At 72.8% G+C, this 26,860-nt stretch carries 21 protein-coding genes and 3 tRNA genes; 12 read left to right on the top strand and 12 right to left on the bottom strand.

What is annotated here, in order from left to right:
• Positions 1-112 precede the first annotated feature (112 nt).
• On the bottom strand, positions 113-841 hold the full coding sequence (locus ACTEI_RS05175) for an NADPH-dependent FMN reductase (protein ID WP_122976600.1): 729 nt from the start codon (positions 839-841) through the stop codon (positions 113-115).
• 111 nt (positions 842-952) lie between these two features.
• Between ACTEI_RS05175 and ACTEI_RS05170 the strand changes: the two genes are divergently transcribed.
• Together ACTEI_RS05170 and ACTEI_RS05165 are read left to right on the top strand one after the other, a co-directional pair.
• Positions 953-2,749: a glycoside hydrolase family 9 protein gene (locus ACTEI_RS05170; protein ID WP_164465848.1), complete on the top strand. Its 1,797-nt coding sequence runs from the start codon at positions 953-955 to the stop codon at positions 2,747-2,749.
• Positions 2,750-2,895: 146 nt separating this feature from the next.
• Positions 2,896-3,105, top strand: coding sequence for a hypothetical protein (locus tag ACTEI_RS05165; protein ID WP_122976598.1), 210 nt, complete (start codon positions 2,896-2,898; stop codon positions 3,103-3,105).
• 35 nt (positions 3,106-3,140) lie between these two features.
• Here ACTEI_RS05165 and ACTEI_RS05160 read toward each other — a convergent pair.
• The 3 genes from ACTEI_RS05160 to ACTEI_RS05150 form a co-directional block, all read right to left on the bottom strand.
• Positions 3,141-3,216, bottom strand: a tRNA-Lys gene (locus ACTEI_RS05160).
• Positions 3,217-3,252: 36 nt separating this feature from the next.
• On the bottom strand, positions 3,253-4,215 hold the full coding sequence (locus tag ACTEI_RS05155) for an SEC-C domain-containing protein (protein WP_122976597.1): 963 nt from the start codon (positions 4,213-4,215) through the stop codon (positions 3,253-3,255).
• A gap of 71 nt (positions 4,216-4,286) precedes the next feature.
• Positions 4,287-4,362: transfer RNA gene (locus ACTEI_RS05150), tRNA-Lys, on the bottom strand.
• A gap of 134 nt (positions 4,363-4,496) precedes the next feature.
• Between ACTEI_RS05150 and ACTEI_RS05145 the strand changes: the two genes are divergently transcribed.
• Together ACTEI_RS05145 and ACTEI_RS05140 are read left to right on the top strand one after the other, a co-directional pair.
• Positions 4,497-5,753 carry a L,D-transpeptidase gene (locus ACTEI_RS05145; RefSeq protein ID WP_122976596.1) on the top strand — a complete coding sequence of 419 codons (1,257 nt, stop codon included), beginning with the start codon at positions 4,497-4,499 and terminating at the stop codon, positions 5,751-5,753.
• A gap of 151 nt (positions 5,754-5,904) precedes the next feature.
• Positions 5,905-7,161 carry a L,D-transpeptidase gene (locus ACTEI_RS05140; RefSeq protein WP_122976595.1) on the top strand — a complete coding sequence of 419 codons (1,257 nt, stop codon included), beginning with the start codon at positions 5,905-5,907 and terminating at the stop codon, positions 7,159-7,161.
• Between the two features lie 954 nt (positions 7,162-8,115).
• On the opposite strand, the gene ACTEI_RS05135 is transcribed toward ACTEI_RS05140, so the two are convergent.
• Complete coding sequence (locus ACTEI_RS05135; RefSeq protein WP_145831100.1) at positions 8,116-8,712, bottom strand: hypothetical protein; 597 nt, start codon at positions 8,710-8,712, stop codon at positions 8,116-8,118.
• A 731-nt stretch (positions 8,713-9,443) separates the two neighbouring features.
• On the opposite strand from ACTEI_RS05135, the gene ACTEI_RS05130 reads away from it, so the two are divergent.
• The 6 genes from ACTEI_RS05130 (at position 9,444) to ACTEI_RS05105 (ending at position 14,753) form a co-directional block, all read left to right on the top strand.
• Complete coding sequence (locus ACTEI_RS05130) at positions 9,444-10,100, top strand: hypothetical protein (protein WP_122976593.1); 657 nt, start codon at positions 9,444-9,446, stop codon at positions 10,098-10,100.
• Between the two features lie 311 nt (positions 10,101-10,411).
• Positions 10,412-11,893 (top strand): GGDEF domain-containing protein, encoded by a 1,482-nt coding sequence (locus ACTEI_RS05125; protein ID WP_122976592.1) that lies wholly within the window; start codon positions 10,412-10,414, stop codon positions 11,891-11,893.
• Between the two features lie 46 nt (positions 11,894-11,939).
• Positions 11,940-12,944 carry an MsnO8 family LLM class oxidoreductase gene (locus tag ACTEI_RS05120; RefSeq protein WP_164465847.1) on the top strand — a complete coding sequence of 335 codons (1,005 nt, stop codon included), beginning with the start codon at positions 11,940-11,942 and terminating at the stop codon, positions 12,942-12,944.
• 298 nt (positions 12,945-13,242) lie between these two features.
• A complete protein-coding gene (locus ACTEI_RS05110; protein WP_122976591.1) occupies positions 13,243-13,860 on the top strand; it encodes a DUF6518 family protein in 618 nt (205 codons plus the stop codon).
• A gap of 55 nt (positions 13,861-13,915) precedes the next feature.
• The gene (locus tag ACTEI_RS36745; RefSeq protein ID WP_145831101.1) at positions 13,916-14,170 is read left to right on the top strand and encodes a hypothetical protein; all 255 of its coding nucleotides are present in this window, start codon (positions 13,916-13,918) and stop codon (positions 14,168-14,170) included.
• A gap of 97 nt (positions 14,171-14,267) precedes the next feature.
• Entirely contained in the window at positions 14,268-14,753 is a 486-nt protein-coding gene (locus ACTEI_RS05105; RefSeq protein ID WP_164465846.1) for a hypothetical protein, read from the top strand.
• A gap of 373 nt (positions 14,754-15,126) precedes the next feature.
• On the opposite strand, the gene ACTEI_RS05100 is transcribed toward ACTEI_RS05105, so the two are convergent.
• From ACTEI_RS05100 to ACTEI_RS05090, 3 genes are all read right to left on the bottom strand, one after another.
• Positions 15,127-15,957 (bottom strand): hypothetical protein, encoded by an 831-nt coding sequence (locus ACTEI_RS05100; RefSeq protein ID WP_122976590.1) that lies wholly within the window; start codon positions 15,955-15,957, stop codon positions 15,127-15,129.
• On the bottom strand, positions 15,950-16,468 hold the full coding sequence (locus tag ACTEI_RS05095; RefSeq protein WP_122976589.1) for a SigE family RNA polymerase sigma factor: 519 nt from the start codon (positions 16,466-16,468) through the stop codon (positions 15,950-15,952). Before ACTEI_RS05095 ends, ACTEI_RS05100 begins: the two co-directional genes overlap by 8 nt.
• A gap of 80 nt (positions 16,469-16,548) precedes the next feature.
• Positions 16,549-17,805 carry a glycoside hydrolase family 12 protein gene (locus tag ACTEI_RS05090; RefSeq protein WP_122976588.1) on the bottom strand — a complete coding sequence of 419 codons (1,257 nt, stop codon included), beginning with the start codon at positions 17,803-17,805 and terminating at the stop codon, positions 16,549-16,551.
• Between the two features lie 290 nt (positions 17,806-18,095).
• On the opposite strand from ACTEI_RS05090, the gene ACTEI_RS05085 reads away from it, so the two are divergent.
• Together ACTEI_RS05085 and ACTEI_RS05080 are read left to right on the top strand one after the other, a co-directional pair.
• Positions 18,096-18,560, top strand: coding sequence for a Panacea domain-containing protein (locus ACTEI_RS05085; protein ID WP_239082583.1), 465 nt, complete (start codon positions 18,096-18,098; stop codon positions 18,558-18,560).
• Between the two features lie 23 nt (positions 18,561-18,583).
• Positions 18,584-18,985: a hypothetical protein gene (locus ACTEI_RS05080; RefSeq protein WP_122976586.1), complete on the top strand. Its 402-nt coding sequence runs from the start codon at positions 18,584-18,586 to the stop codon at positions 18,983-18,985.
• A gap of 88 nt (positions 18,986-19,073) precedes the next feature.
• On the opposite strand, the gene ACTEI_RS05075 is transcribed toward ACTEI_RS05080, so the two are convergent.
• The 4 genes from ACTEI_RS05075 to ACTEI_RS05060 form a co-directional block, all read right to left on the bottom strand.
• A tRNA-His gene (locus tag ACTEI_RS05075) sits at positions 19,074-19,149 on the bottom strand.
• Between the two features lie 90 nt (positions 19,150-19,239).
• Positions 19,240-19,797: an oligoribonuclease gene (orn, locus tag ACTEI_RS05070; protein ID WP_239082584.1), complete on the bottom strand. Its 558-nt coding sequence runs from the start codon at positions 19,795-19,797 to the stop codon at positions 19,240-19,242.
• Positions 19,798-20,316: 519 nt separating this feature from the next.
• Positions 20,317-24,996, bottom strand: a complete 4,680-nt coding sequence (locus ACTEI_RS36740; RefSeq protein ID WP_164465845.1) for a hypothetical protein — start codon at positions 24,994-24,996, stop codon at positions 20,317-20,319.
• A 133-nt stretch (positions 24,997-25,129) separates the two neighbouring features.
• On the bottom strand, positions 25,130-26,791 hold the full coding sequence (locus tag ACTEI_RS05060; RefSeq protein WP_122976584.1) for a copper resistance CopC/CopD family protein: 1,662 nt from the start codon (positions 26,789-26,791) through the stop codon (positions 25,130-25,132).
• Positions 26,792-26,860: the final 69 nt, after the last annotated feature.

The raw sequence follows: 26,860 nt of genomic DNA, 5'->3' as shown, positions 1-26,860 counted from the left end.
CGGTCCGGGACTTGAGGTTCTTTTAAAGATCGTCTCAGCGACGGCTGACCCCCGACGCGCGGTCGGGCCGCTCCCGCGCCGCCGGCCCACGACACCCGGCGCCCGCACCGGATCAGCCCGGCCGACCGCCGAAATCCGGCGGCCCGCCGAAATCCGGCCGACCGCCGAAGTCGGGCCGACCGCCGAAATCCGGCCCACCGCCGAGGTCCGGTCGCCCGCGGAAATCCGGTCGGCGGCCGAAGCCGGGCGCGTCCGATCCGGTGATCACCGGGTAGAGGCTGGACTGCACCTGCCAGGACGGCTCCCGGCGAGGCTCCGGCGCCGACCAGCGGACCAGCGCCCGCAGCATGTCGCCCAGCGCGGTGTGCAACCGCGGATCGGCGACCAGCCCGTGCTCGTCGACGGAGCGGATGTCCAGCGGCACCCGCACGCAGGCGGCCCGCAGCAGGCGCGCGCCGCCGTGCTCGAGCGCCGACTCCAGCCCGGCCCGGGCCCCCTCGTCCCGGCCCGGCGCCGCCACCGACAGCCAGGCCGCCGCCCGGCCGGTCAGCTCGCCGCCGTCGACCAGCCAGTCGAGCAGGTTCTTCAGGCTGCCCGGCAGCGATCCGGCGTACTCCGGGGTGCACAGCAGCAGCGCGTCGGCGGCGACCACCCGGCGGCGCAGCTCGGTCACCGGCTCCGGAGGCGCCGGCTCCCCCGGCACGAACGCGGGCAGGCCGGCCAGCTGCGCATACAGCGTGGCATCGACCTCCGGCGGGGCGAACCGGGCCGCGGTGCGCAGGGCCGCGGTGTGCAGCGAGCCCTCGCGAGTACTCCCCGAGATCAGCAGGACGCGGGTCATGACGCCGACGATACGACCCCGCGCCGAACGCCCGCTCACAGCGAACTGTCAGATCTTCGGCGCACACCGGGTGCGGCCGGTCGAATCGGGGCTCGGTGAGGCTTGCGCCTCGTGAGATCACCCCTGCGCTGCGTACCGTTGATCCTGCTCCTGCTCGTGACCACGTCGTGCGAGGCGCCGCGGCCGGCGCCGCGCCCGGTGCGGCCGGCCGCGCTGGTCCGCCTCGATCAGGTCGGCTGGGCCACCGGGGAGAGCAAGGTCGCGATGCTGCTGGCGCCGGCCGACGTCACCGGCGCGAAGGCCACCGTGGTGGACGAGCGCGGGCGCGCGGTCCGCACGGTCGCCGCCGGCCCCGGCCGGGGCGCCTGGAATGCGCACTACCGCGCGGTCCACCCCCTGGACCTCAGCGACCTGCGGACGCCGGGCACCTATCGGGTACGCGTCGACGACCGCGTCCGCGCGGAATCGCCGCCGTTCCGGATCGACACCGCGCCGGCGCTGTACACGCCGCTGCTGGCCGACGCGGTGCGCTACTTCCAGGCCCACCGCGACGGCGCCGGCCAGGTCGACGGCCCGTGGCGGCGCTCCCCGGCGCACCTGGCCGACCGGGCCGCGACGGTCTACGAGACCCCGGCCGACGAGGACACCTCCCTGGAGTCCACCGGCACGACGATCGACGTGGAGGGCGGCTGGTACGACGCCGGCGACTACCTCAAGTTCACCCACACCACGGCGTACGCCCTGATCCTCCTGCAGCTGGTGCGGCGGGACGGCCCGGCGCCCGCGACCCTGGCCGCGGAGATCGATCACGGTCTGGCGTGGCTGACCAAGATGTACCGCGACGGCGTGCTGTACACCCAGGTCGGAGTGGCCGGAAACGATCACTTCCTGGGCGATCACGACAGCTGGCGGCTGCCGCAGGACGACGACGCGCTGGTGGTGCAGCCCGGCGACCGCCGCTACTACCAGCGGTACCGGCCGGTCTTCCGGGCCGCCGAGCCGGGCGAGCCGATCAGCCCCAACCTGGCCGGCCGGGTGGCCGCCGCCTTCGCGCTGGCCGCCCAGCTGGACGCCGCCGACGACCCCGGCCGCGCGCACACCCGCCTGGACACCGCCGCCCGGATCTTCGGGCAGGCCGACATCAGCGCCGGCGACCTGGTCACGACCGTGCCGCACGCCTTCTACCCGGAGCGGAGCTGGGCCGACGATCTGGCGCTGGGCGCGGCCGAGCTGGCCCTGGCCGGCAAGGCGCTCGACGACCCGCGCGCCGCCGAGTGGGTGGACCAGGCGGAGCGCTGGGCGGACGCCGCCGCCGGTGGCGACGACGGGCTGAGCGTGTACGACGTCACCCCGCTCGCCGACGCCGAGCTGTACCGGCTGGCCCCGGCCGGCGAGCTGGTCGACGACCTGCGCGGCCGCCTGAACGGGGCGGTCGAGGCGGCCGCCGCCGATCCGATGGGCGCGGCCTCCGGCAGCGGCGGAGCGGACTACGCGGCCCGGCAACTGGGCTGGGCCGCCACCGCCGCGCTCTACCGGCGGATGACCGGCGACGACCGGTACGCGGCGTTCGCCACCGCCCAGCGCGCGGTGGTGCTCGGCGCCAACGGCTGGGGGATGTCGCTGGTCATCGGGGCGGGCGACGCGTACCCGCGATGCCCGCACGACCAGATCGCGACGCTCACCCGTACCCCGATGACCGGCGCCGTGGTGAACGGCCCGAACACCGCCGAGCGGGTCGAGTCGCTGGAGCTGGCGCAGGCGCGCACGCTGTGCTCGGCCGGCGCCTACACCCGGTTCGACCGGCCGGACGCGCAGTACCTGGACGACATGCGGATCTCCGCCACCAACGAGCCGTCGATCGACTTCACCGCGACCGGGATGCTGGCCTTCGCCCTCGCCGCCGGCTGACCCCGGTCCGCCGATCGGTGAACTGTTCACCGGCGGTAGGCGTACTTCGATGCGAGTCGCGCCGGGCAGGGTTGCCGGGCGGTGGCGGCCGGACCGCCTCTGCCCGGCGCGACCGGCATCGGACAACGACCGGGAGTGTGACTGCAATGACGCAATCCGACCTCACCGTGGCGATCGACGGGTGGCCCGAGCCGGCCCGGCCGGGCGAGTACACCGCGGCGATGTGCGGCGAGACCCTGGCCGCCGCGGCCTGGCTGGCCCGGCACGACGCCGAGTGCGCGGACTTCTGCAGCCGGGTGGCGGTGATCTGCCTCAACCCGCTGGACCGGGTCCTGGTCGACGGCCACGCCGGGTGAAAAGCAGAAGGGCCCCGGATCGGGGCCCTTCTCTGTGGTGCGCCGCGTAGGACTCGAACCTACAACCCGCGGATTAAGAGTCCGCTGCTCTGCCAGTTGAGCTAGCAGCGCCTGCCAACGAGGAAGAACGTTAGCACACCCGCGGAATCAGCCCCGGGAGCGGGGCAGGCAGCACTTCTTGTACTTGACGCCGGAGCCGCACCAGCACGGGGCGTTGCGCTGCGGCGGCCACTCGACCGCGCCGGCGGTCTCCCCGACCACGTCGGCGTACTCCAGGTGCGCCTGCGGGTCCGCCGGATCCACGCCCTCCTCGGCGGCGAAGGCGAGCAGGCCGTCCACCGATCCCACGAACAGGCCCAGCCGGACCACCCCGGAGCCGGACCAGCCGGCCAGGGTCCGCTCCAGCCCGGCGCGGTGCTCGTCCCAGTCCGACCCGTACGTCTCGGCCTGCCCGGGCCAGCGGGCCAGCAGCGCGGCCAGCTCCGCCTCCGGCCAGAACAGCAGCGCCCGGCCCTCGTCCGGATCCGGCGTGTCCACCGCGACCTGCATCTCGTGGTAGAGGTCGTCCAGCTCGTCGTGCTCCAGCCCGAGGCCCTCACGCACCCGGTGCCGCTCCTTCACCAGCGCGAACATCACCTCCACCCGGTCCAGGACCGGCTGGTCGCCGGACAGCAGCGTGCGCACCGCGGCGGAGAGCCACTCCTCGGCCACGCCGGCCAGCCCGGCCGCCTCCAGGGACTCCGACAGGTACGACGCGGCGAGCGGGTCCTGCAGCAGCTCCGGGCGCACATCGGCGAAGACCGCCCGACCCTGTTCCGCGTGCCCGGACCTGACCAGCAGCTCGGCGTGACCGGCGCGGACGAAGCCGTCCGCGCCCGGCGCCGCCGCCGCGCGTTCCGCCAGACCCAGCGCCGCCGGGAGATCGCCGGCGCGCTCGGTGATCTCCGAGGCCAGCAGGAACGCGTGTGCCGCGTCGGCCGGCTCGGCGAGCCGGCCCTGCTCGACCGCGGCGACCAGCTCGGCGACGACCGGGGACGGGTCGTCCAGCCCGGCCGCCCGGTGGGCGATGGCGTCGAGGTCGTCGAGGGTGAGCGTGGCGTCGGAGGGCACGCGCCACCCTAACCCGGCGAACACGACGAAGGCCGCGTGACACCGGTGGTGTCGCGCGGCCTTCGCTCCTGTGGTGCGTCGCGTAGGACTCGAACCTACAACCCGCGGATTAAGAGTCCGCTGCTCTGCCAGTTGAGCTAGCGACGCCTGGCAACGACGAAAACGGTAGCACGGGCTCGGGAGATCCTCGAAATCGCCCGCTTCCCTCCGTAAGGGGGACCCATGACTTGCGCCCATGCGGCAGTATGTCTGCGCCGAGAACTCCAGAACGGGGCACGACGATGGTTGACTTCCGCCGCTGTGTGGCGACACTGCTGGCGTTGGCCGTGACCGTGCCGCTCGCGGCCTGCGGTGACGACCGGAAGCCGGCGCTCGCCGACCCGGCCCTGGCCGCCGGCGCCGCCCCGTCCGCCTCAGCGGCCTCGGGCGCGTCCCCGGTCACCGAGAGCACCACCACCGGCGCCGGCCCGGCCACGCTGTCGGTCACCCCCGCCGCCGGCAAGAAGAACGTGCCGGTCAGCGCCGAGATCGGGGTCAAGGTCAGCAACGGCGAGGTGACCTCGGTCAAACTCACCGACAGCCGGGGCAAGGCCGTCTCCGGCAAGCTGCGCGCGGACGGCTCGGCGTGGGTGCCGGCCAAGACCCTCAAGACCAAGGAGAAGTACGCCGCGGAGGTGACCGCCACCGCCGCCGACGGCTCCACCACGACGGCGCGGACGACGTTCACCACGATGGGCGCCCCCGGCCGGCGGACCGGCACCGGGCTCTACCTGTTCGACGACCACACGTACGGCGTGGCCATGCCGGTCGTCGTCGAGTTCAACCCGGGCATCCGGAAGGCCGACCGCGCCGCCGTGCAGAAGCGGATGTTCGTGGAGACCTCACCGGCCCAGCCGGGCACCTGGTCGTGGACGTCCAGCGGCACCCAGGCGTACTACCGGGCGCCGCAGTTCTGGCAGCCGGGCACCGTGCTGACCGTGCGGATCGCGGTCGGCGGCCTGCCGACCGGCAAGGGCTACCACGGCGACCGGGACCGCTCGGCCACCGCCAAGATCGGGCGCAGGCTCGAGATGAAGGTGGACAACGCCAGCAAGAAGATGACCGTGGTGAAGAACGGCAAGGTGGTCAAGACCATGCCGGTCAGCCTGGGCAAGAAGAGCACCCCGTCCTCCAGCGGCACGATGGTGATCATCGAGAAGATGGCGCACACCGTCTTCGACACCACCGACACCGACCCGGTGAACGGCTACAAGACCCCGATCGACTACGCGCAGCGGCTGACCTGGAGCGGGCAGTACATCCACTCCGCACCCTGGTCCACCTATGCGCAAGGTCACCGGAACGTGTCGCACGGATGTGTCAACGTGTCGCCGTCGAACGCCAGGTGGCTGTTCGACCGCACCCTGGTCGGGGACCCGGTCACGGTGAAGGGCACCGAGGACAAGCTGGACTACGGCAACGGCTGGACGCCGTGGGACGTGAGCTGGGAAAAGTTCGCCGCGGGCAGCGCGCTGCCGGTGCCGGCGGACCTCGGCTGACCGGCGCCCGGCCCGGCGCGGCCCCGCGTTCGCCGGGCCGTGCCGACCGGGCAACCGGTGAGCTCCGGCACGAAACCGGGATTGGTCAACTGGCTTTCATGGAGCAGTATTGGGCGCCGGGGAGAAACGACGCCGTGAGGGGACCATGGAAATGGATGGAGTTCGGTCGGCGGGGTTGAGCCAGCCGGCCGGCAGCGGTCGCCGGGTGCGCGCGACCCTCGTCGCGCTGCTGGCGGGCAGCCTGCTGTTCACCGCCGCGTGCAGCGGCAGCAAGTCGCCGAGCTGGCAGGGCGGCAACGGCAGCGGCAACGCGGCCGGCGCCCCCGTGTCCGAGTCCCCGTCGCCCGAGCCGACGCTGAGCACCGTCGCGGTGACCTCGCCGAAGGCCGCCGCCACCGGCGTCGAGGCCTGGTCCGACGTGAAATACACCAGCGAGGACCCGGAGAACACCACCGTCAAGGTGACCGACGCCAAGGGCGAAGAGGTCAAGGGCACCGTCGACAAGGACGACAACGTCTGGCACCCCAGCGAGTCGATGGACTGGGGCAGCAGGTACACGGTGACCGTCACCACCCCCGCGACCGAGGGCAAGAACAACACGGTCACCAGCACCTTCACCACGATGAAGAAGCCGGCGAAGCTGGTCCGCGTCACCAGCTTCCTCGGCGACGGGAACACCGTCGGGGTCGGCATGCCCCTGATCATCAAGTTCAGCCGCTCGATCCCGGAGAAGTACCGGGCCGACGTCGAGCGCAAGATGGTGGTCACCGCCACGCCCGCGCAGGTTGGCACCTGGCACTGGGTCAGCTCCACCGAGGTGCACTACCGGCCCAAGGTGTACTGGAAGGCGTACTCGAAGGTCTTCTACAAGGTCCAGCTCAAGGGCGTGAAAATGGGTGACGGGTGGTACGGCCGCTCGGACCTCAGCGTCGACATGAAGATCGGCCGCTCGCTGATCATGACGGTCTCCAACAAGACCAAGAAGATGACGGTCAAGCAGGACGGCCGGACCATCAAGACGCTGCCGGTCAGCCTGGGCAAGCCGAGCACGCCGTCGTCCAGCGGGACCATGGTGGTGATCGAGAAGAAGGAGCACACCGTCTTCGACACCACCGACACCGACCCGAAGAACGGCTACCGCACCGACATCGACTACGCCCAGCGGATCACCTGGAGCGGCCAGTTCATCCACGCCGCCCCGTGGTCCGAGGGCGTGCAGGGCCGCGCCAACGTCTCCCACGGCTGCGTCAACGTCTCCGAGGCCATGGGGGCGTGGCTGTTCAAGCGCACCATGATGGGTGACGTGATCACGGTGTCCGGCACCGAGGAGAAGCTGAAGAACGGCAACGGCTGGACGGACTGGAACATGAGCTGGGAGCAGTACAAGAAGGGCAGCGCCCTGCACTGATCCCCGGCATCCCCGCTCGGCGCGGGCCTGGTCGTTACGACCGGGCCCGCGTTGCGTTTTCCGTCGGTGGGTGCGCTCCGAGCGACCCGCCACCGGATCGGGCGCAGCGCTCCCGGAAGACCTTCCGGACGCCACGGCTGCCGCCCCCACCGGGTTTTCCGGACGATGCCTGCCGCGCTGTCGTTGCCGCCGGGGCTCTGTCCGAGCAGCCCGTGCCGCGCCGGCGCTTCGGCCGTCGTTGACGCTTCGGCGGCTTCTGGCCCGTGGTGGGTTTTCCCGTAGCGGCCGCGCAGGTTCCGTAGCGGCCGCGCAGGTTCCGTAGCGGCCGCGAGGGGGACGGTTTTGGGCGGGGATGGCCCACTCCGGGCGGTCAGGCTTGATCCCTGCGTAAACCATCCCCGCCCACAACCTTGCCTGCGCGCGGTTCTGCCGCGGCTGCGGGTTTGCTGGTGCGGAATTCCGGCATGGCGGTGTCGGCAGCGGGTTGGTCACGGCTGCGGGCCGGCAGCGGGCGGGGTTGGCGTCTGTGTCGGAGGAGCGGGCGCCTGCGGGACCGGACGAGCAAGGATGGCGGGCACTGACGGTGGTCACCCTGGGCCGCATAACACCCACCACCACCAGCCCGACACACCCGGCTGGCACTGACGGTGGTTACCCGGGCCGCATAACGCCCACTGTCGGTGTACGACTTGAAGTGGCTCCGGAAAGATCCCCGGACCGGGAGATCGGACAGCCGATCAATTCCAGGTCTGATTTCGCATTCTACAATGAACGTTCATCAACCTTGGCAGACCGGGTTATCGACGTGGTGCAGGACGAGGATGGCCTGCAGGATCGCGGTGCGTGTCACCGCCGGTGGTGCAGTCGACGACGAGAGCTGGCGGACCGCGGTGTACGCGGGCCCCGGCGAGTCTTTCCGGGAGCCGGGTTGCGCGCGCGGGGATTCGAGGCCTGTCAGGCGTTGGCTGCGGCAGGGACCACCGGCCAGCTCTGGGAGCCGGCCGAGGGATCCTGGTCCCAGAGCGTGCCGTAGACGGAGCGCACGATCGTCTGGTTGCTGGTGGCGATCCACGAGTCGTCGGGACCGCTGTTGAACTGCGCGACCTGCAAACCGTCGTTACTCATGATCGTCAGTGAGACGGTGCCCGCACCGAGCAGGCCGGCGATGCCGCTCGGGTTCAGGAAGGTGCTGAGGGTGCCCTGTTCCCGTACGTTTTTGACTTGACCGTTCGGGATGTCGGCCGAGTTCTTCTTGAAGGCGTTCACGACGGCTTGGCCGGCCTCGTAGCCCCGGCCGCCGGCGCGGACGAGGGCGGCGCCGACGCGCAGCGCCTTGTAGAGGTCGCCGATGGTGTTGATCGCCGCGGGCAGTTCACCGGCCGAGACGATGCCCTTCAGCTCGCCGATGCCGGTGAACATGAGCGCCGCGTTGCCGAGTACATCAGCGATCGTCCAGGCCGTGTTTCCCGCTGCCAAAACATAAATGTCCTGTCCAGAACCGTTTGCGATGTTGATGTTCTGGTCCGCTCCGAATGCCATGTCGTTCTCCATGCTTGTTTCGGAAAGAGCCAAGTTCTCCGGACATGCTACGCCGGGCCGGCTGCGGTTTCGGGTCGTCCCGGGCTTGTCCGATCCATGCGCACAACGGGTCGCCGGTCCGTCAGCGCTGCCTATAATGCCGGTGCACGGAATGTCACATGCCGGGATCCGCGCGACCGTGGGGAGGTGCCTGCTCGGACTGCACGCCGAAGTCGTTCCGGTATTGAAGAATGCCAACATCGCGGAAGGCGGATCGGTGGCGTAGCATCTCGCATTGCGAGCAGGCCGGCAATCGACCCTGGACGGATCGCCGCGCCAATCGCGTGCCGCGTACCCGAATCCAGTGATTCCCGGGTGACCGCGGCCGAACAGGCGCTGCGGCGATCTGCACGCCGTTCCCGCCCATACGCGATGTCGTGTTCGTCGCACCGCCGACATTCGTCACCAGTAAATGAGTAGCCGCGGACAGCGTGCCGCTCAGGGCGGCCGGCTCGCGGCAGGTCGACCCCGATGCTTGACGGTATCGAACCGTACGGAAGGCGGGAGCTTTTCTCGGACGAGATGCCGCAGTTTCTGGGCGAGTTGGAGCAGATGCTCACTACAGCCTCGCCGCCTTCATGGCATCCGGAACATGACCACGACTGTACCGATGACTGGATGACTTCGGGTGGAGCAACCGGCGGCATTATGGGCGATGAACAGCGATGCGATTGCCAGGTCATTCACCGCCTAGCATCAGCGACATGATCATCCGGCGGTCGACGGCCGCGCTCTGTGTCCTGTTCACCTTGGCCGCCTGCGACGACGCCACGCCCGCGACAGACACCCCCGCCAAGCCCGACCTGGCGCTGGCCGCGGTGGGCTTGACCTCCGGCGATTACCGCTACACCGTCACCCTTCCGGGCCAGAAGATCGAGGGTGTCTACGACCACGACCAACCGGCCTGGTCCCATCGCTCCACCATTGACAGCATCGTCTACGAGTTCGTCCTCGTCGGCACTGACGAGTACACCAGAACCGACGGCGGCGCCTGGAAGCACCTCGACCTGGCCGCGGAGCCGTACGCCGAGAGGAGTGCGAGGCTGGGACTCACCTTCGACAACCCGGACCGCACTGGCGCGACCGCCCTGCTCACCGCCGCCCGCGACGTCACCCTGACCGGAACGACGTTGACCGGCCAGATCGACACCAGCGCGATGAAGACCGCCCCCGGCGAGCTCTTGCCAGTGGCGGCCGACCTGACCGGCGGGGACCGGCTTCCGTTCACCGCCACCCTCGATGCCCAGGGCCGCCTGACCGGCCTGACCATGAAGATGGCGCGTGGTGCCTGGACGCTCACCATCACCGGCTACGACCCGCTGCCAGCCCCTACCGTCCCGGCCAAGATCACCGAAGGCTAGCCGGCTACGGCTCGCCGGCCAGGCGCCACGAGAAGTCCGTCATGACGAGCTGTTCGTCGAGTTGATCGCGATGAGCCCGGTTCGGGCGTCACCGCGCCCCGGTCGCCGCGCGGGCCGGTTCGGTGGTCCGACATTCTCGTCGCTCGCTGCTCCGGCGCCCGTCCCGGCAGCGGGCGCGCGGGCGGCGCAACGCACGGAACGCGGTCGTGCGACCGGCCCGCAACCCGGCCGGGCCGGCGGCTCAACCGCACCAAGGGCCTGCCGATCGGTAGGGGTCGGCTCGGGTGAGCCGGCGGACGAGGGGATGCGGGATGGAGCGGATCGGTGCCGTCCGGCGTGTCGACGGCGGACTGGTCCTGCTCGGCGCGGTGGCCGTGGTGGTCCTGGCGTGCTGCGCCGTCGGCGATGCGGCCTGGCTCGGGCGGGTGGTGTGGCCGGTGGTGACCGCCGGGTTCGCCGGGTTCGCCGTCATCAGCTGGCGCGTCGCCCGGACGACCTCGTCGCGCGGGGTCCGGCGGCTGTGGGGCACGTGCGTGCTCGCCGGCGCCGGGTTCGTGCTCGCCGGGCTCATCCAGTTCGCGGCGGCGATCCGCGACGCCCGCGCGCCGGGCGTCGTGCTGGGCACCGGCGCGTACGCCACGGCGCTCAGCGCGGGAACCGCGGCGGTCCTGGTCGGGCTGCTCAGCGGGCCGCCGGCGGTCGCCTCGGGGCAGGCCCGGATCCGGTATCGGCTGGACGTCACGACCGTCATGGTGGCGGCGTCCGCGGTCAGCCTCTACGCGATCGACCTGACCGCCGGCGACCAGGCCGGCCAGTCCCAGGTCCAGTGGATCGCGGCGCTGGTGACCGGTCCCGCGCCGCTGTTCCTGGAAGTCCTCGCCATGATCAAGCTGCTGATGGGCGGCAACCCGCCGTTCGCCCCGGTTACCGGGTGGGTCTGCGGCGTCGCCGCGGGCTGCCAGGGGGTGCTGCTCGGGCTGCCGGACGGCTGGGCCCTCGCGCACGCCGGGGCGGTGCTGAGCCTGGAGGTGGTCGGCGCGCTGCTGCTCGCGGCCGGCGCCCGGCTTCAACTGCTGCACGCCGGCGCGCCGGACGCCCCGGCGCGCGAGCGCGGTCTCCGGTACAGCCTCACCCCGTACCTGGCGATCGTGGCGACCTTCGCCCTGCTCGTCGTCGAGCTGCTGCGGCACGGCCTGACCGCGCACGCGTGGATCCTGCTGGTCGGGATGTTCGTCTGCGGCGTCCTGGTCGGGTTGCGGCAGCTCGCCGCGTTCCGGCAGATCGCCGACCTGTCCGAGCGGCTGCGCGAGCTGGCCTACCACGACCGGCTGACCGGGCTGGCGAACCGGGCGCTGTTCATGGACCGGCTGACGGTGGCGGCCACCCCGACGGTCTTCCTCATCGACCTCGACGGGTTCAAGCCGGTCAACGACCGCTACGGCCACGCGGCGGGCGACGAGCTGCTCACCGAGGTGGGCCGCCGGCTGCGCGGCTGCGCGCGCGGCACCGACGTGGTGGCCCGGCTCGGCGGTGACGAGTTCGCCGTGCTGGTCGAGGACCCGGACCCGCGGCGCCGCGCCGAGCTGGCCGCCGCCCTCGCCGAGGCGCTGCACGCCGAGGTGCCGATCGGCGACGCGGTGGTGCCGCTGCGCGCCAGCATCGGCGCCGCCACGGCCGGGCCCGCCTGGGATCCGGACCTGCTGCTGCACGAGGCGGACATGGCGATGTACGCGCGCAAGGCCGGCACCCGCCCGGCGCGCGACCCGGCGGCGCCGCTGCCCCGGTCGGCGTGACGGCGAGCCGAGGAACAAGCCTCCGCCCGGCGACGCTGCACCTGGCGTGATCGATTCCGCGCCCCGGCTCTCCCTGCTGGACCGTTCCCGTACGCGTGCCGGCGAGCCCGAGCCGGCGGCGGTGCGCGGCACGGTGGCCCGCGCGGCCCACGCCGAACGGCTCGGCTACGACCGGATCTGGGTGGCCGAGCACCACGGGGTGCCCGGCGTCGCGGGCGCGGCGCCGGCGGTGCTGCTCGCCGCGCTGGCCGGCGCGACGACCCGCATCCGGCTCGGCTCGGCCGGGGTGATGCTGCCGCACCACCAGCCGCTCGTGGTCGCCGAACAGTTCGCCACCCTGTCCGCGTTCGCGCCGGGCCGCGTCGACCTGGGGCTGGGCCGCTCGCCCGGCTTCACCGCGCCGGTGCGCCGGGCGCTGCGCCAGACCGACCGGGACTTCGCCGCCGACCTGGCCGAGCTGCGCGCCTTCCTGACCGGGACGGCCGAGATCGGCCTGCACCCGCAGCCGGACGGCCCGGTGCCGCTGTACGTGCTCGCCACCGGCACGGGCCTGCCGATCGCGGCCGAGCTGGGGCTGCCGGTGATCGTGGGCGGTCCGCTGCTCGGGGTCGGCGGCGACCCGGCGCCCGGGCGGGAGGCGCTGGCCGGCTACCGGCGGGCCTTCCGGCCGACCGCCACGCGGCCCGAGCCGTGGGTGGCGGTCAGCCTCGACGTGCTGGTCGCCGACACCGCCGCGGAGGCCGCCGAACTGATCCTGCCCGAGGCCTGGGCGATGGCGGTGAGCCGTACCACCGGGGTGTTCCCGCCCCTGGAACCGGTGGCCGCGGTCCGGTCCGCCCGTCGCACGCCGCGGCAGCAGCAGTACGTCGAACGGAGCGCCGCGTCCGCGATCACCGGCACGCCGGCCCAGGTGGAGAGCCGGCTGGCCGAGCTGGTCGAGCGCACCGGCGCGGCCGAGCTGGTCGCGGCCGGCAGCACCTTCGACCGGGCCGCCCTGGCAGCCTCGGACGCGACGCTCGCGGCCCTGTTCGGTCGCGCGGAGGCCGGCTGACGCCCGGGCCGGTCAGGGCGCCGATGGATCGCAGGCCGCGTGCCTCGAGCGCCGGGACCACCCGGCTGAGCGCCCGGTAGGTCTGCGACCGGTCGCCGCCCGGGCCGTGATCGGCCGCGCAGACGGACCATCAGAACGATCATCGACGGAATCCGGTGGCGGGCCCGGACCGGCTCACCGTGGCGTGACGCGTCGAGGGTGCCTGCTCCGGCGGTCTACCTTTCGGCGGATCATCGGGCCGCGTGGTCCATCCGCGGTTCGATGTGCCGGGCTCCTCAGGTTCCTACGATCAGCGATCATGGCGATCAACCGGAACGTGGCCGTAGTAGTTCCCGTCGCGAGCGTGCTCTTGGGCGCCCTTGACTTCGTATGGATCAAGTACGTGCCCTTTCCGTTCGGCGGGCTGGGCAACTCCATCGCGGTCTGGGCCGTGGCGGCGTTCCTGCTGACCTTCCTCAGCCGGTGGACGTTGCCGGTCGGCATCCTCGGTGCGATCGTCTGCCTGGTCCTGGCCGTGCCGAGCTACTACTTCGCCGCCACGCTCATCCAGGGTGATGCCCCGGCGAGCATGTACAACGCAACCGCGTTGCTGTGGATGGGGTCGGGCGTGGTGGCCGGCACGGTCTTCGGTGCGGCAGGCGTACTGGCGCGAACCGGGGGCCGTCTTCGCGCAGCCGCCGCAGCCATGCCGGGTGCGGTGCTGTTCGCCGAGGCCACGATGCAGCTCAGGCGCATCGGGGACCCGAACTACGAAACCGCGGACACCGTTGAGTACACCGTTGTCCTGGTCCCGTTGGGGGTGGCACTCACCGTGCTGGTGAGCCGGTCCTGGCCTCAGCGCGGGCTCGCGCTGCTGCTCGCCCTTCCGCTGACCACGGTGGGATACGTCCTGCTGTCCCTCACCGGATTCCGCTGATCAGAGGCTGGCACGACGGGCACGGCCGCGGCGCCGACAGCAGGGACCTCGCCGTTTGTTCGACGAAGCCGATGACCCGGCGAAGGATCTTCGCCTCGTGGTCGACAACGAATTCCGTGCCGGCGACGTGCTTCAGGTCTCCTGCGTGTTCACCGAAGCGCGAGTGACCAACGTTGCCAGCGGACACGTGTCGATCCGGTGGCCGTGGAACGCCCACCCGGCAACCAGCCCCACGGGGCTGCGGGCCGGCGATGGGCGGTCGGACGTGGACGGTTGGCGCCTGGGTGGTTCATACCGATTCGTCGCCTGAATTCGTATCGCTGGAAATCCATGCCGTCACAGGTCTCTGCTGACGGGTCTGAGCGGATGGACGCCGGCTGCGGGCCCTCGGGCCGTAGCTTGGGGTCATGGCGGCAGTTGTGCGGTTCGTCTTGCCGGTGGCCGTGCTTGCGGGCATCGTCGGCTGCGAGTCCGGGACGGGCCCTGCGCCGGGCGGCGTGGGCGGGTCCATTGCGGCCAGCGCGCCGGCAGGCGGGCCCGGCGCGGTCAGCGGGCCGGCGGGTGCATCCGGTGCGGCGAGCGGAGCGGGCGGTGCGCCGGGCGCGTCGTCGCCGGTCGATGATCCGCCGGGATTGCTCACCTGCGGGCGGCTGGCTGCGGCGATCCGCGCGGCGTCGCTGATGGAGCCGGGGGTGATCCAGGAGATCACCGATGCCAGCGCGACCGCGGATGCGCCGGTGGCCGATGCCGCGACGGCGCTCGCCCGGGCGTACGAGAAAGCCGTGGCCTCGCATGGCAGCGCCGGCGAGCCGGATGCGGTGGCGGCGGTCAGCGCCGCCGCGGCCGACATGTCGCAGGTCTGCGCCGACAGCGGCCTGGACGCGGCCGGCTGACCAACGATGCGGATGGACACCTCACTGACCAGCGAGCCGGAGGCCCCGGATGGCGGCTCGGACGCGCCGCGGCAGCCGGGCGGAATCAGCAGCCGAGCGCGATCGGAGGCCGAACGGGAACGACAGCCGAACCGGAACGGCAGCCGGGCGGAATCAGCAGCCGAATGGGATGGCCGGGCGGGAACGGAGGCCGAACGGGAACGGCCGGGACCGCACCGCACGAACCGGCGGGTCAGAGCGGCGGCCGGACGGAGCGGAGGGCCGGGAGCGCACCGGGACCACCGGGCGCCGGCGGCGTGGGGTGGTGGCCGGGCCCGACCTTTCGGGTCGATCGGGCCCGGCCGGGGAGGCGAGCCTCGGCCGCCGGGGCGGCTCAGCCCGCGGCTACGAAAGTGCCCGTGACCTCCGCTTTCCGACCTCCGCCGGAGGCCGTCGCGCGGTAGAGGTCGCGGCTGGGATCGCGCTTGCCGGGGGCGTGCTGGTACTGGGCGGCGAAGGTGTAGGTGCCGGCCGCCAGGGTGCCGCCCGGTACGAGGGTGAAGCGGTAGATCAGCGCTTCCTTCTCCTCGGTCAGCGTGATCTTGATCATCGCGTTGGGGATGGTGCTCCAGCTGCCGGTGTTCTGCACGCCCTCGGTGCGGGTCACGCTGATCGCCACGTCCAGCGCGGTGAGCTCACGGGTCGTGGTGATCGCCACGTCGCTCTGCGCCCAGGTCTCCGTCGAGTAGGGGTTGATCACACCGGTGGAGCTGGCGAAACCGGACACCGGCTGGAACGACGGCGGCGCCGAGGAGGGGGTCCGGCCGGACCGTGTCCGGGTCGGGCTGTCATCGCCGCCGCCGGTCTGCTGCGGCCGGTCGCTCGTGCCCGGGGCCGGCCGGGTCGTCGCCGGCGGCAGCGGCGGGTTGCTGGTCGGGGCGGCCGAGGGCGTACCGGTGGTGGCGGCCGGTGTGTCCCGCGGATCGTCACCGGTCAGCAGCCGGATCCCGGTGAACCCGGCGACCAGGGTGGCCGCCACCGAGAAGGCGGCCGCGACCGGGCGCAGCGCGGCGAAGCCCCACAGCGTGCGGGGTGGCGCGGTGTGCCGCACCGGGGTGGCGCGTCGCCGGTTGATCCGGGCGAACATCGCCTCGCTGTCCGGCACGTGCCGCTCGGCCTCCTGGCGCAGCACCGCACCCAGGTCGGACTGGGGCCGCTCAGCCACGGTGACCTCCCATCATCAGCGGCATCTCCCGGAGGAACTCGCTCAACTGCGCGGCGCCCCGCGACGTGTGACTCTTCACCGCACCGACCGAGATGCCGAGGATCTCGGCGACCTCCTTCTCCGGGACGTCGAAGGCGTACCGGAGGATGACGCACTCGCGGCGCCGCAGCGGAAGGCGCCGCAGCGCCGCGCGCACGTCGAGGACCGCGGGGGTGTCGGTCTCGCCGCGCTCGCGCCGCAGCAGACCCAGGCGCAGCAACCCGGACCGCTCCCGGCTCTGCCGCTTGATCCACTGGCGGGCCAGGTTGGTGACGATGCCGCGGGCGTACGCGATCGGGCTCTGCGCCTGCTGCACCCGCTCCCAGTGCCGCCAGACCTCGACGAACGCGTCCGCCGCCAGATCGTCGGCGACCTGCGTCTCGCCGGTGACGAGGTACGCGAGGCGCGACAGATCGGTGTGGTGTTCGTCGAAGAAGCGCCTGAAGGCGCGTTCGGCGTCTCGCTCCGGCACGCGGCTCTTCCTGACCGTCAGGGAATACGGGACGTGCCGTCCGCCCCGGGACGAGGGGGCGTCGCCCGGGGCGGACGGGCTCAGCTGATCTTCACCGAGTAGGCGCTGGTGTCGAGTTGCCCCGACCCGGTGAAGACCTCGGTTCCGGCCTGCACGCTGGACAGATACTTGGTCTTGTCGAGCCATCCCCGCCCCGCCAGGTCGTTCGTGAAGTCGGTCAGGTTCAGGTCGGCGGAGGTGGTGTTCGAGGTACGCACGAACGAGTACACGTTCCAGCCGATGTTGCCCTTGTAGAGATCCCAGGTCGTGCCGCCGACGATGACGGTCGCCTGTTTGGTGCCGACCGGCCCGGCCCCACCCGAGCGGTACAGCCAGACCATCACCTCGTCGGTGGGCTGGTCCTGCCAGTCGGGGTTGCTCGTGGTGTGGAACCACAGGTCGTACGAGACGTTCATGATGTTGGACGTCTTCTGGGTGACCGCGAAGTTCCAGTTCGCCCGGACCGCCTTGCCCGCGCTGAGCCGCACCGGCAGGCCGGTGCCGGTGGCCTTCCAGCCCCAGTGCCAGCCGAGGACGGCGCTGGCGTACGACTTGACCTTGGTGGTGTCGCCGGACCAGGTCCAGTTCGTACCCCAGCTGAGGTTGTCGCCGGAGAGGCCGTTCTCCCACACGCACTGGTTGCCGGCCCCGTCGGCCCGGCCCCAGACGTTGTTGTTGACCCAGTACTGGCCGCGGACCAGGGCGGCGTAGTCGGTGCAGTTCTCCGGCCCCCGGCCGGCGGTGGCGATGGGCTTGGCCGTGGCGGTGGGGGCCGCGGAGGACGTCCTGGTGGCGGTCGGCGAGGCGCCGGCCGTCCTGGTCGGGGTCGCAGCCGCCGTCGGGGTCGCGGTCCCGCCCGGTGCGGCCGTGCCCGGTGCGGTGGCGCTCGCGCCGCACGTCACCCCGTTGACGGTGAAGCCGGTGGGGATCGCGTTGCCTCCGGCCCAGGTGCCGTTGAAGCCGAGCGCCACGGTGGCCCCGGCGGGGATGCTCCTGTTCCAGCCGGCGTCGGTCACGGTCACCGTGGCGCCGGTCTGGGTCCAGGTGCCGTTCCAGCCGGAGGCGAGCTTCTGGCCGGAGGGGAACGCGAACCCGAGGGTCCAGCCGTCGATCGCCGAGGCGCCGGTGTTGCGGATCTTCACGTCGCCGGTGAAGCCCGCGTTCCACTGGCTGGTGACGGTGTACGTGACGGCGCAGCCGGCCACCTCGGCGGCGTCGGCGTTCAGGACGCCGAACACCGCGGCGCCGGTGCCGACCGTCGCCACCGCGAGCGGCACGACGAAACGCTTGGCGAGCATCAGGGGACTCCCGGGGGATGAGGGGTGATCACCATCCCAGTGGCCCCGCGGACCGGAAAGGTTGCGCGCCCGCCGGGAAATTTTCCCCGGATCCGGCCCGCCCGACCGCACCCGCCCGGAAGGGATCGACAGCCATCACCGCAACGTCGGATCGAGGACTGTGCCGACCGGGCGGCGAAATTACCGTGAGTGTAACTGGCGCTTACGGATTGAAGGGGATCATGCCATCCGGCGTAACGGCCCCGCATCGGGGGACTGTGCACCACCGCACCTGGCGATACCGTCCGCCGATGACCACGAGCGTTACCGACGTCATCGCAGCCATCGAGGGCCGCCGGCCCGGCCTGGGCACCGCCAAGAAGCATCTGCTGCTGTTCTTCGCTCAGGGCCACCACCTGGCCTGGGCCGACGAGCCGCTGTTCGTGGAAGCGCTGTACGCCACCGAACGCGGCGTCACCCTCGACGAGACGGACATCGACGAACCGACACCGATCACCGGCGCGGCCCTCCTCGGCACCATCAGCGACGTCCTCGTCCGCTACAGCAGCCTGTCCGCCGCCGACCTGCGCACGCTCGTGCAGGCCGCCCTGCCCTGGCAACTCGCCCGCAAGGCCGGCGACGAGGCCCGCATCGAGTGGGCCTGGCTGACCGACTGGTTCCGCCGGCCGGACGAGACCGACGACCCGGACGACGAACGCCCGAACCGCGCCGAGATCGCCGAGGTGGAGGCACATCTGGCCGCCGGGCGACCCTGACCGCACGAGGACGAGGGGGATGCGTGACGAGAGATCCGGACGCGTGGGCCATCTGGGGTGACTGGGATCTGCGGGAATTCCGGGTTCAGATCGCCCGCTGGCGCGACACCACGCATCCCCCCGACGACGTGGTGCACCGCGTCGACCGGTGGTGGCCCCGCCTGAGACAGCGCCTGGAGTGGTGGGCCGCCGCGCGTGTCAGCCGCCAGAACGACCCGGAAGGGAACCAGCGGTGGATGTGGGTGCCCGGCGCCGACTGGCTCGACGACGACACGGGCTACTTCCGGGTCCAGTGCTTCTTCCGGGTGCACGAGGCGGAGAACCCGCCCTGGTTGGAGTGCAGCAAGTTCCGCACCGTACAGGCGCTGACGCCCGCCGAGGTCCGGCGCGCCGACGGCATGGACCGGCCGGAGCCGGCGCCCTGAGCGCGCTCCCGCCACCGGATTCCGACACCCACAACGCCGAGAGGGTCTGACCGCTCTCGCGGTCAGACCCTCTCGTCCACACTTCCGTTGGGGTGATCGACGGGATTTGAACCCGCGACACCCGGGACCACAACCCGGTGCTCTACCAACTGAGCTACGACCACCATGCCCGCACAGGAAACCTTCCCCGTGGTGCCGGACAATCATAGCCACACGCCCGCCGGGCCCGTCGAGCGGGTTACGCCTCCGGCGCGTCAGAGGTCCGCGGCGACCGCCTTGGCGGTCTCCACGTCCGGGCCGGGCTGCGGGACGAAGATGGTGCGGCGGTAGTACTCCAGCTCACGGATGCTCTCCCGGATGTCGGCGAGCGCGCGGTGCGACAGCCCCTTGGCCGGCTGCCCGAAATACACCCGCGGGTACCACCGGCGGCAGAGCTCCTTGATCGACGAGACGTCGATCATGCGGTAGTGCAGGTGGGCGTCGAGCGCGGGCATGTCCCGGGACAGGAAACCCCGGTCGGTGGCGATGGAGTTGCCGCACAGGGGCGCGGTGCGCGGGTTGGGGACGTGCTCCTTGACGTACGCCAGGATGATCTCCTCGGCCTCGCTCATGGTGAGCGTCGAGCGGCGCACCTCCTCGGTCAGCCCGGACTTCGCGTGCATGTCGCGCACCACCGGGGGCATCGCGTCGAGTGCCGCGTCGTCGGCGTGAATGACCAGGTCGACACCCTCGCCCAGGATGTTGAGTTCGGGATCGGTGACCAGCGCCGCGACCTCGATGAGCTTGTCCTTGCCCAGGTCGAGACCGGTCATCTCACAGTCGATCCACACCAGAAGATCCGCCACCCGAACAGCGTACGCCGCAGGCCGCGAGGTTGTTCGACGCGAGTGTCACCCCAGCCGACCTTCGCGTTGTTTGTCCGCTTTAGGGGTGCGGCTTCCCGGTTGGCGGGTTGAGGGGGTAAAGTGCGTTTAACGGACGAAGCCCCCTTCGGTTACTCCGTTCCCCCCGGTAACGGGGCTCTCCGTGTCGGCAGCGCGGAGAGCCCCTTCGGGCTCTGGACCCCCGGACACGGCAGGCAGCCATCGGCATCCCGGACACACCAGGCGGCCATTGATGTCCCGGACACACCAGCCGTCATGGACGTCCCGGACACACCGGGCATCCGTGACCGCGCGGTCGGAGCCCGTGGAGCAACAAGCCGGCATCGCTCGACGCCAGGCGCGCTTGCCGCCGGTCCCCCGTGCTCGGTGACGACGAGGGCCGCCCGGCGGGCGGCCCTCGTTCCCCGGCCTCGCCGGGGGCGATCAATCTCGGTCAGCTCTCCTCGCTCAGCTCTCCTCGGCCGCGCTCTTGGGACGGCTGCGGGTCGTGGCGCGGCGGCGCTTGCGGTCGCCGGCGGCCAGAAGTTCGGCGGCCTCCTCGCGGTAGCTGGGCATACGCTCCGTCGACTGTCCCGGATCGGTGGCCTCGTGCTCGTCTTCCGCCGGCTGGTCGCTGCCCGCGGCAGGCGGGGCCGGGCCCGGGTCGCCCGCGACGGCACCTTCCGCCGCCACCAGCCGCTCCGCGACCTCCAGCCCGGTAGACAGGTTCGCCCCTCCGGGCTCCGTCGCGGGGCCGATCTCTGCCGGGGACATCCCAGCGGGCGCACCCTCCGCTGACGACTTCACGACGGGCACGCTGCCCGCTGACGACGTCTCAGCGGGCAGGCTTTCAGGTGCCGGCTTCCCGGCGGCGGCGCTGCCCGGCGCAGTCGCGTCCTGCACCGCGGGCTCCGCCGCCGCGCGCTTAGCTGCCGCAGTCGCCTTGACCGCGGATTTGGCGGCCGTGCGAGTCGATGCCGCCCGTGGGCGGGACTTCCGCGCCGCAGGGCTGGGCGTCGCGGGAGCCTCCGCCTCGGACGGCACGGCCTCGGCCGACGCGGGTGGCGCGGGTGGCGCGGGTGGCGCGGCCGAAACAGGTGGCTCGGCCGACGCAGGTGGCTCGGCCGACGCAGCTGGCTCGGCCGACGCAGGTGGCGCGGCTGACGCCGGATCCGACGGGGCGGCGGCGCGAGCCGAGACCGACTCGGCGGCCTTGACCCAGGCGGCCGGGGCCTTACGCGCCCCGGTCGTGCCGGGCTGACGGTCCGCCGCGGCGCCGCTGAGCCGGTCCTGGGCGCGGGCCATCGGGCTGTTCGGGGCCCGCTTCGCGCCGGTCCGCTTCGCCGCGGGCTTGACCGGAGCCTTGATCTCCGGATCCGGAACCTGCTCTGCCGCACCCACCTCGGAACCCGGAGTCCCGGACTGCTCGCCCGCGCCGTCGACGGCGGGTGGCCGCTGTCCCACACCGCTGTGATCGCCGAGCCGCTCCCCCGCGCCGGCTGCCGCTCGCCGGGCGGCGGCCTGCTTCGGCATCAGGGCACGGGCCGGACCGGTGGTCGCCTTTTTCCGTGCCGGCCCCGGCGTCACCGCGGGCTTCTCGCCACCGGGCAGCCGGTCGACCACGGTCGCCTCCGGCGTACGATCACCGCTCCCGATCTCCGCCGCCACAGCTTCCTCCGCCCCCGGCAGCCCCGCCTCGGCCTGGTGGACCGACACCCGCGCGCCCTCAACAGCCCGGGCGGAAGGCAGTCCCGCCTCGGCCGCGTTGGTCGATTCCCGCGCTTCGTCGGCGATCCTCGGGACCGGCAGCCCCGCCTCGGCGACACCGGTCGATTCCCCCGCTTCGTCGGCGATCCTCGGGACCGGCAGCCCCGCCTCGGCCGCGTGGATCGACAGTCGCTCTTCCCCGGCCGTCCGGGCAGAGGGCACCGGTTTGGCGAGCTCGGGGGGCCGGCGCGTGGGAATCGGGATGATCGGCGGCTTGGGTTCGTCCCGCTTCTCCTCCTCCGGAACCGGATCACCCTCGCCCTCGACCGCCACGGCGACGGCCGCGGACGGCTCCGGCTTGCCGGGAGCGTCGGTTGCCGCGGTCATGCCATCACCCGCGGCTGTGCCTCCGTTCACCGTGATGCTGGTATCACCCTGGTCGGCGGCCTGCGTCTCCGGCCGGGTGGGCGAGGCGGGAGCGCCAACCGGTTCGGTCTCCCGCCCCGCGGACTCCGGCAGGGCCTCCGGAGGCACGATCGTCTCCGCCCCGGCATCGAGGTCTTCGCCGGCAGCGGAGTCCGGGCGGTTCTCGATCCGTTGCGGGTTGCCCGCGCCGAGCTCGGCAGGCACGGCCGTTCCGGACTCGGCGGGCACGGCCGCTCCGGACTCGGCAGGCGCGGCCGTTCCGGACTCGGCAGACGCGGCCATTTCGGACCTGCCGGGCGCGGCCGTTCCGCATTCGGCGGGCGCGGCCGTTCCGCAGCCGGTGGGCGTGGGCGTTCCGGACGCGGTGGGCACGCCTGTTCCGGGCTCGGTGGCGGTGCGTTCGGCCGGCTGGGTGGAGTCGGCATCGGCCGGGGCCGGCTGCGGGGGGACGGCCGACTCCGGCTCCCCGGTGGGCGGCTCCGCGGCGGGCGCGGCGGCTTCCGGCTCGCCGGACCGCTGTCGGAGGGCCGGAGACGGCCGGGCGCTCGACGGGTCCGGGGACCTCCCGTCCGACGCCCGCTCGGCGGGAACCGGGGTGGTGTCGCCAGCCGCGCTCGGAGACGCATCGGTGTGCCGCGCGTCCGGACCGGCCGGCCGGCCTGCTTTCGAGGACGGCCGGCCGCCGCCCATCCGGGTCAGGCCGGTCGCCGCCCAGTCCGTGGCACCGGGGCCGGTCAGTAGCGCCACTCGGCGCGGCGCGGGAGCCGGCCAGACGCCGGTCCTGCGGCCTGCGCCGTCCTTGCGCCGGTCCCGCGTGGGCCGCCCACCGGCATCCACCGGATGCTCGGCTGTGCCCGGCTGCCGGTCCTCGGCGCTCCCGCTCTCGTCAGCCGGATGCGCCCGCTCGACCTCGGCGCCGGCCGATGCGGCCTCGGGGGCATCCATCATGGACGTCCCAGCGGTGTCGGCCGTGCGGCCCGTTGTCGCCCCGATGGCGTCCGCGCCACCCTCCCCGGTCGATGGGGCGGCTGCAACCTCGGCGGACCCGCCCGTGGCAACCCCGGCGGACCCGCCCGTGGCAACCCCGGCGGACCCGCCCGTGGCAACCCCGGCGGACCCGCCCGTGGCGGCCTCGGGGGTCTCGCCCGGCGGGGAGGTCGGACCGGTGCGGGCGGTCCCGCCGGCGGCCGGCGACGACTTGGCGGCGCGGGTGCGGGCGGCCTCGGCCAGGGCGGCGGCGGCCCGGGCCTCGGTCTGGCGGGCACGCTCCGGGGCGGTCTCGGCGACCCAGGCGCCGACCGCGGTGGCGTGGAACTCCGCCAGGTCGGCCGGGGCCGGGCCGCGCCGGCGGCCGGGCCGGTCCGGGCGGGATCCCGGCGGAGCGGTGCGCGGGCCGGTGTCGCCGAGCAGGCCCAGCGGCTTTCCCGGGGCGGGGTTCGGCGTGGCGGCGACCGTGGCGGCCGAGCCGGTGGAACCGGTCAGGTCAGCGCCAGCGGTTCCGGCCGTCGCGGCGGCGTCCACGGCTGCGGCAGCCGCGGCTCCGGAGGCCATGACCGTGCCCGCCGCGGCTTCGGGGGCGACGACCGCGCCGGACGCCGATGGGAGGCCGACAACCGCGCCGGACGCCGTATCGAGGCCGGCGACCGCGCTGGGTGCGGGTTCGAGGCCGACAACCGCGCCGGACGCCGATTCGAGGCCGACGACCGCGCCGAGCGCCGGTTCGGGGACGCCGGGAGGTGCGGCGTCGGGCGCGTGGAGATCTGACCGGCCGGGGACCGCGGGGATCGGCAGGGCGCCCGGCACCACGGGAGTGATTCCACCGGGGCGGATGCCGTCCGGGGCGTCCTGGTGACCGGGGGTGCTGATCGGCGTACCGGAAAGGGTGCCGGCCGGGGTGGGCGAGAGCGGAACCGAACCGCCGCCCGTGAGCCCGGGGTTCTTCGGCGGCCAGGCGAACTGCGGCAGCGCCGGCGGGCGCACCGGCCGGGAATCGGCCAGCGTGCGCGGTCGGCGCGCCGTGCCGTGGCCGGCACCGCGCGCGACGCCGTCCCCGGCGGCGCTCGACGCGGCGGGCAACGGAACATCGCGTGCGACGCCGTCCCCGGTGGCACTGGACGCGGCGAGCAACGGAACATCGCCGCCGAAGCCGTCCCCGGCGGCGTTCGACGCCGGGACGAGCGGAGCAGCTCCGTCAAGGCCGCGCGGCGTGCCGTCGTTCACGCCGCTCGACGCCGGGACCGGCGGAGCGCCCCGGTCGAGATGGGCGGTGCTCATCGGGGCGAGGGCGCGCAGCGGAATCGGCGCTCCGATGGCGCGCATCAGGTCCGGGACCTGGCTCGGCTCGACGACATAGACCACTTCGCGGCGGCGGCTCGGGGTGGCCAGGACCACCACGCCGGCCATCAGCAGGAGCGCGCCGAGCGAGAGCAGGCCCCATGCGGCCGGGTCCAGCCAGCCGGGGCGCGCTTCGACGGTGCCGTTGAGGCGCAGGTCGGCGGCGCCGGTGGCGTTCATGATCACCAGGCTGTGGGCGCCGGTGAGTTCGGTGGTGCTCCAGCGCAGCGCGCCGCCGCCGGTGCGCGTCCAGAAGTCCTGGCGGCCGGGGGCGGAGGGCAGGACCTGGACGCCGCTGACGGCGGCCGTGGTGAGGGGAAGCTCGCCGGTGCCGACCTGGACGCCGCGGATCTCGGTGTGCGGGACGCCGCGCAGGTATCCGGCGACCGCGTCGGCCGGGGCCAGTCCGACGAACGCCGGGCCGGCGGCGGTGAACGCGGTGACCCGCAGTTCGGTGTCGCCGATCCGGGCGAAGGAGGCGTCGTCGCGCAGCAGGCGGTCGACGTCGGGTACGACGATCGCGTATCCGGGCACGCTGAGCCGCTGCAGTTCGGCGCTGAACGCGCCGCCGGCGTCGCGGTGCCGCAGAACGGCCCAGAGGCATCCCCCGGTCAGCAGCGCGGGCAGTCCGATCGTCAGTAGCAGCATGCCGAGGACCGGCCGGAACAGCCGCATGTTCATTCCCCCTTCTCAGGCCCTACTGCGCGCACCATACCGAGGCAAATGACCCCAAAATGGTCAAACGATCAGGCGGCCCTCGATAGATACGGCAAAGGCCCGATCCGATCCGGAACGGGCCTTCGCCGTACGGCGATCAGGAGATTTTCGCGGTCATGGTGAACGTCGTCTGGTCGATGTCGCTGGTCCGGGCGGTGAACTTGAACGTCCACTCGCCGGCCTGCGGAAGCGCGTACTCCCCGATCGCGTGGAAGTCGGTGATCCGCAGCAGCGGGATCTCGATCGGCTCGATGTTCTTGGCCGGCAGGGCGGCGGTCGCCCGCCACTCGATCACCGGCAGCGGCTTGTTGTCCGGGGTGTACGCGTACAGGTGCATCGAATTGTTGCCGACCGCGGCCGGGTAGATGTCGACCTGCAGGGACATGGTCTTGTCGGTCAGCGTCCGGGTGACCGTGGTGGACGTGGCCGTGGTCGACGCCGCCTCCGCGGTCCGCGGCGGGGCGATCTGCACCAGCGCCGCGGTGACGCCGAGCACCACCGCGGTGATCCCCAGCTCGGCCAGCACCACCCGGCGCAGCCCGCGCGGCGACTCCTCGGCACTGCGCTCCCTGACCAGCTTCCGCGAGTACGCCGCCATCGCGATCACGATCGCGGCCAGCGCCACCTTGGTCAGGATGAGCCGCCCGTACGTGCTGTTGAACAGCCCGTCCAGCGAGGACACCTCGATGAGCGCCTGCACCACACCGGCGAACAGCAGCGCGCCGACCGCGGTGAACGCCCAGCGCGACCAGATCGGCAGGATCGCCCCGAGCTCGCGGGCGTCGGCGCGCGGCAGCAGGAACCCGAACAGCATGACCAGGCCGCCGAGCCAGACCGACATGGCGGCCAGGTGCAGCGTGTCCAGCACCACCGACACCCCCGCCACCGGCGAGGCGGTCGGGTGGCCGGTCAGCGGCCAGGTGGCCAGCGCCGCCACGCCGAGCACGCCGAGCAGCGCCAGGTCGAGCCGCGACTCGCCACCGGAGCCGACCAGCAGCGGCCGCAGCAGGAACGCGGCCGCGACGACCACGGCCAGCCGGACCAGCATCACCGCCCCGAAGGTGCTGCCCAGCACGTCGCGCAGGTCGCCGACCCGGACGTCGAGCAGGCCGGTGCCGAGCGTGTACGGCGCCTGCAGCCACAGCCCGAGCACGGTGCTGCCGGCGACCAGCCCGATGCCGGTCCAGATCAGCCGGCCGGGTCCGCGCCGGGACAGCCGCTGCGGCCACAGCAGTGCCAGCACCAGCACCGGGCCGATCAGGAGCACCAGTCCGGCGTACCCGAGATATTTGCCGACCGGGATGAGCGCCCGGACCACCGGGTCGGCCCGGACGCCCTCGCCGTCGTCCGCCGCGGGCGGCGTCGACGCCGCGCCCACCGAATACGTGATCGTGCCGCTCACCGGGTGGCTGTCCGCCGAGATCACGCGGAAGGTGACCAGGTACGTCCCCCGCCCGCCCCCGGAGCGCAGCGGGATCGACACCCGGGTCCCGTCCACCGACGGCTCGCCCTGATCGGCGCGCGCGCCGTCGGGCGCGATCACCCGGATCTTCCCGGTGATCAGCTGCACCGACTCGCTGAAGGTCAGGGTCACCTTGTTGGGGGCGTCCGGCACGATCGTGCCGGTGCTGGGGTCGCTGCTGACCAGGGCGGCGTGCGCGCTGGCCGGAACGGCCGACAGCAGCACCCCGGCCAGGCCGATCAGCAGCCCGATCAGAACGGTCGCGCCCCGGCGTCGGTCAACGGTCATGACGGCCATGCTCTCTGATCACCCATCCGTTCGGCCACGTGCGGGTAGTGCCGTGTGGCCCTCGCATGGTTCCAGATG

It is taken from the genome of Actinoplanes teichomyceticus ATCC 31121, assembly GCF_003711105.1.
Lineage (GTDB): Bacteria > Actinomycetota > Actinomycetes > Mycobacteriales > Micromonosporaceae > Actinoplanes > Actinoplanes teichomyceticus.
Note: the sequence above shows the minus strand (reverse complement) of the source record. Positions and strands in the feature narration are given on the sequence as shown.

Bases quoted from the DNA above. Each gene is read 5' to 3' on its own strand.
- ACTEI_RS05140 (WP_122976595.1), top strand. From the start codon at position 5,905: ATGGATGGAGTTCGGTCGGCGGGGTTGAGCCAGCCGGCCGGCAGCGGT.
- ACTEI_RS05085 (WP_239082583.1), top strand. From the start codon at position 18,096: ATGACCACGAGCGTTACCGACGTCATCGCAGCCATCGAGGGCCGCCGG.
- ACTEI_RS05130 (WP_122976593.1), top strand. From the start codon at position 9,444: ATGATCATCCGGCGGTCGACGGCCGCGCTCTGTGTCCTGTTCACCTTG.
- orn (WP_239082584.1), bottom strand. From the start codon at position 19,797: ATGACCGGTCTCGACCTGGGCAAGGACAAGCTCATCGAGGTCGCGGCG.
- ACTEI_RS05090 (WP_122976588.1), bottom strand. From the start codon at position 17,805: ATGCTCGCCAAGCGTTTCGTCGTGCCGCTCGCGGTGGCGACGGTCGGC.
- ACTEI_RS05110 (WP_122976591.1), top strand. From the start codon at position 13,243: ATGGCGATCAACCGGAACGTGGCCGTAGTAGTTCCCGTCGCGAGCGTG.
- ACTEI_RS05165 (WP_122976598.1), top strand. From the start codon at position 2,896: ATGACGCAATCCGACCTCACCGTGGCGATCGACGGGTGGCCCGAGCCG.
- ACTEI_RS05135 (WP_145831100.1), bottom strand. From the start codon at position 8,712: ATGGAGAACGACATGGCATTCGGAGCGGACCAGAACATCAACATCGCA.
- ACTEI_RS05175 (WP_122976600.1), bottom strand. From the start codon at position 841: ATGACCCGCGTCCTGCTGATCTCGGGGAGTACTCGCGAGGGCTCGCTG.
- ACTEI_RS05105 (WP_164465846.1), top strand. From the start codon at position 14,268: ATGGCGGCAGTTGTGCGGTTCGTCTTGCCGGTGGCCGTGCTTGCGGGC.
- ACTEI_RS36740 (WP_164465845.1), bottom strand. From the start codon at position 24,996: ATGAACATGCGGCTGTTCCGGCCGGTCCTCGGCATGCTGCTACTGACG.
- ACTEI_RS05145 (WP_122976596.1), top strand. From the start codon at position 4,497: ATGGTTGACTTCCGCCGCTGTGTGGCGACACTGCTGGCGTTGGCCGTG.
- ACTEI_RS05060 (WP_122976584.1), bottom strand. From the start codon at position 26,791: ATGGCCGTCATGACCGTTGACCGACGCCGGGGCGCGACCGTTCTGATC.
- ACTEI_RS05125 (WP_122976592.1), top strand. From the start codon at position 10,412: ATGGAGCGGATCGGTGCCGTCCGGCGTGTCGACGGCGGACTGGTCCTG.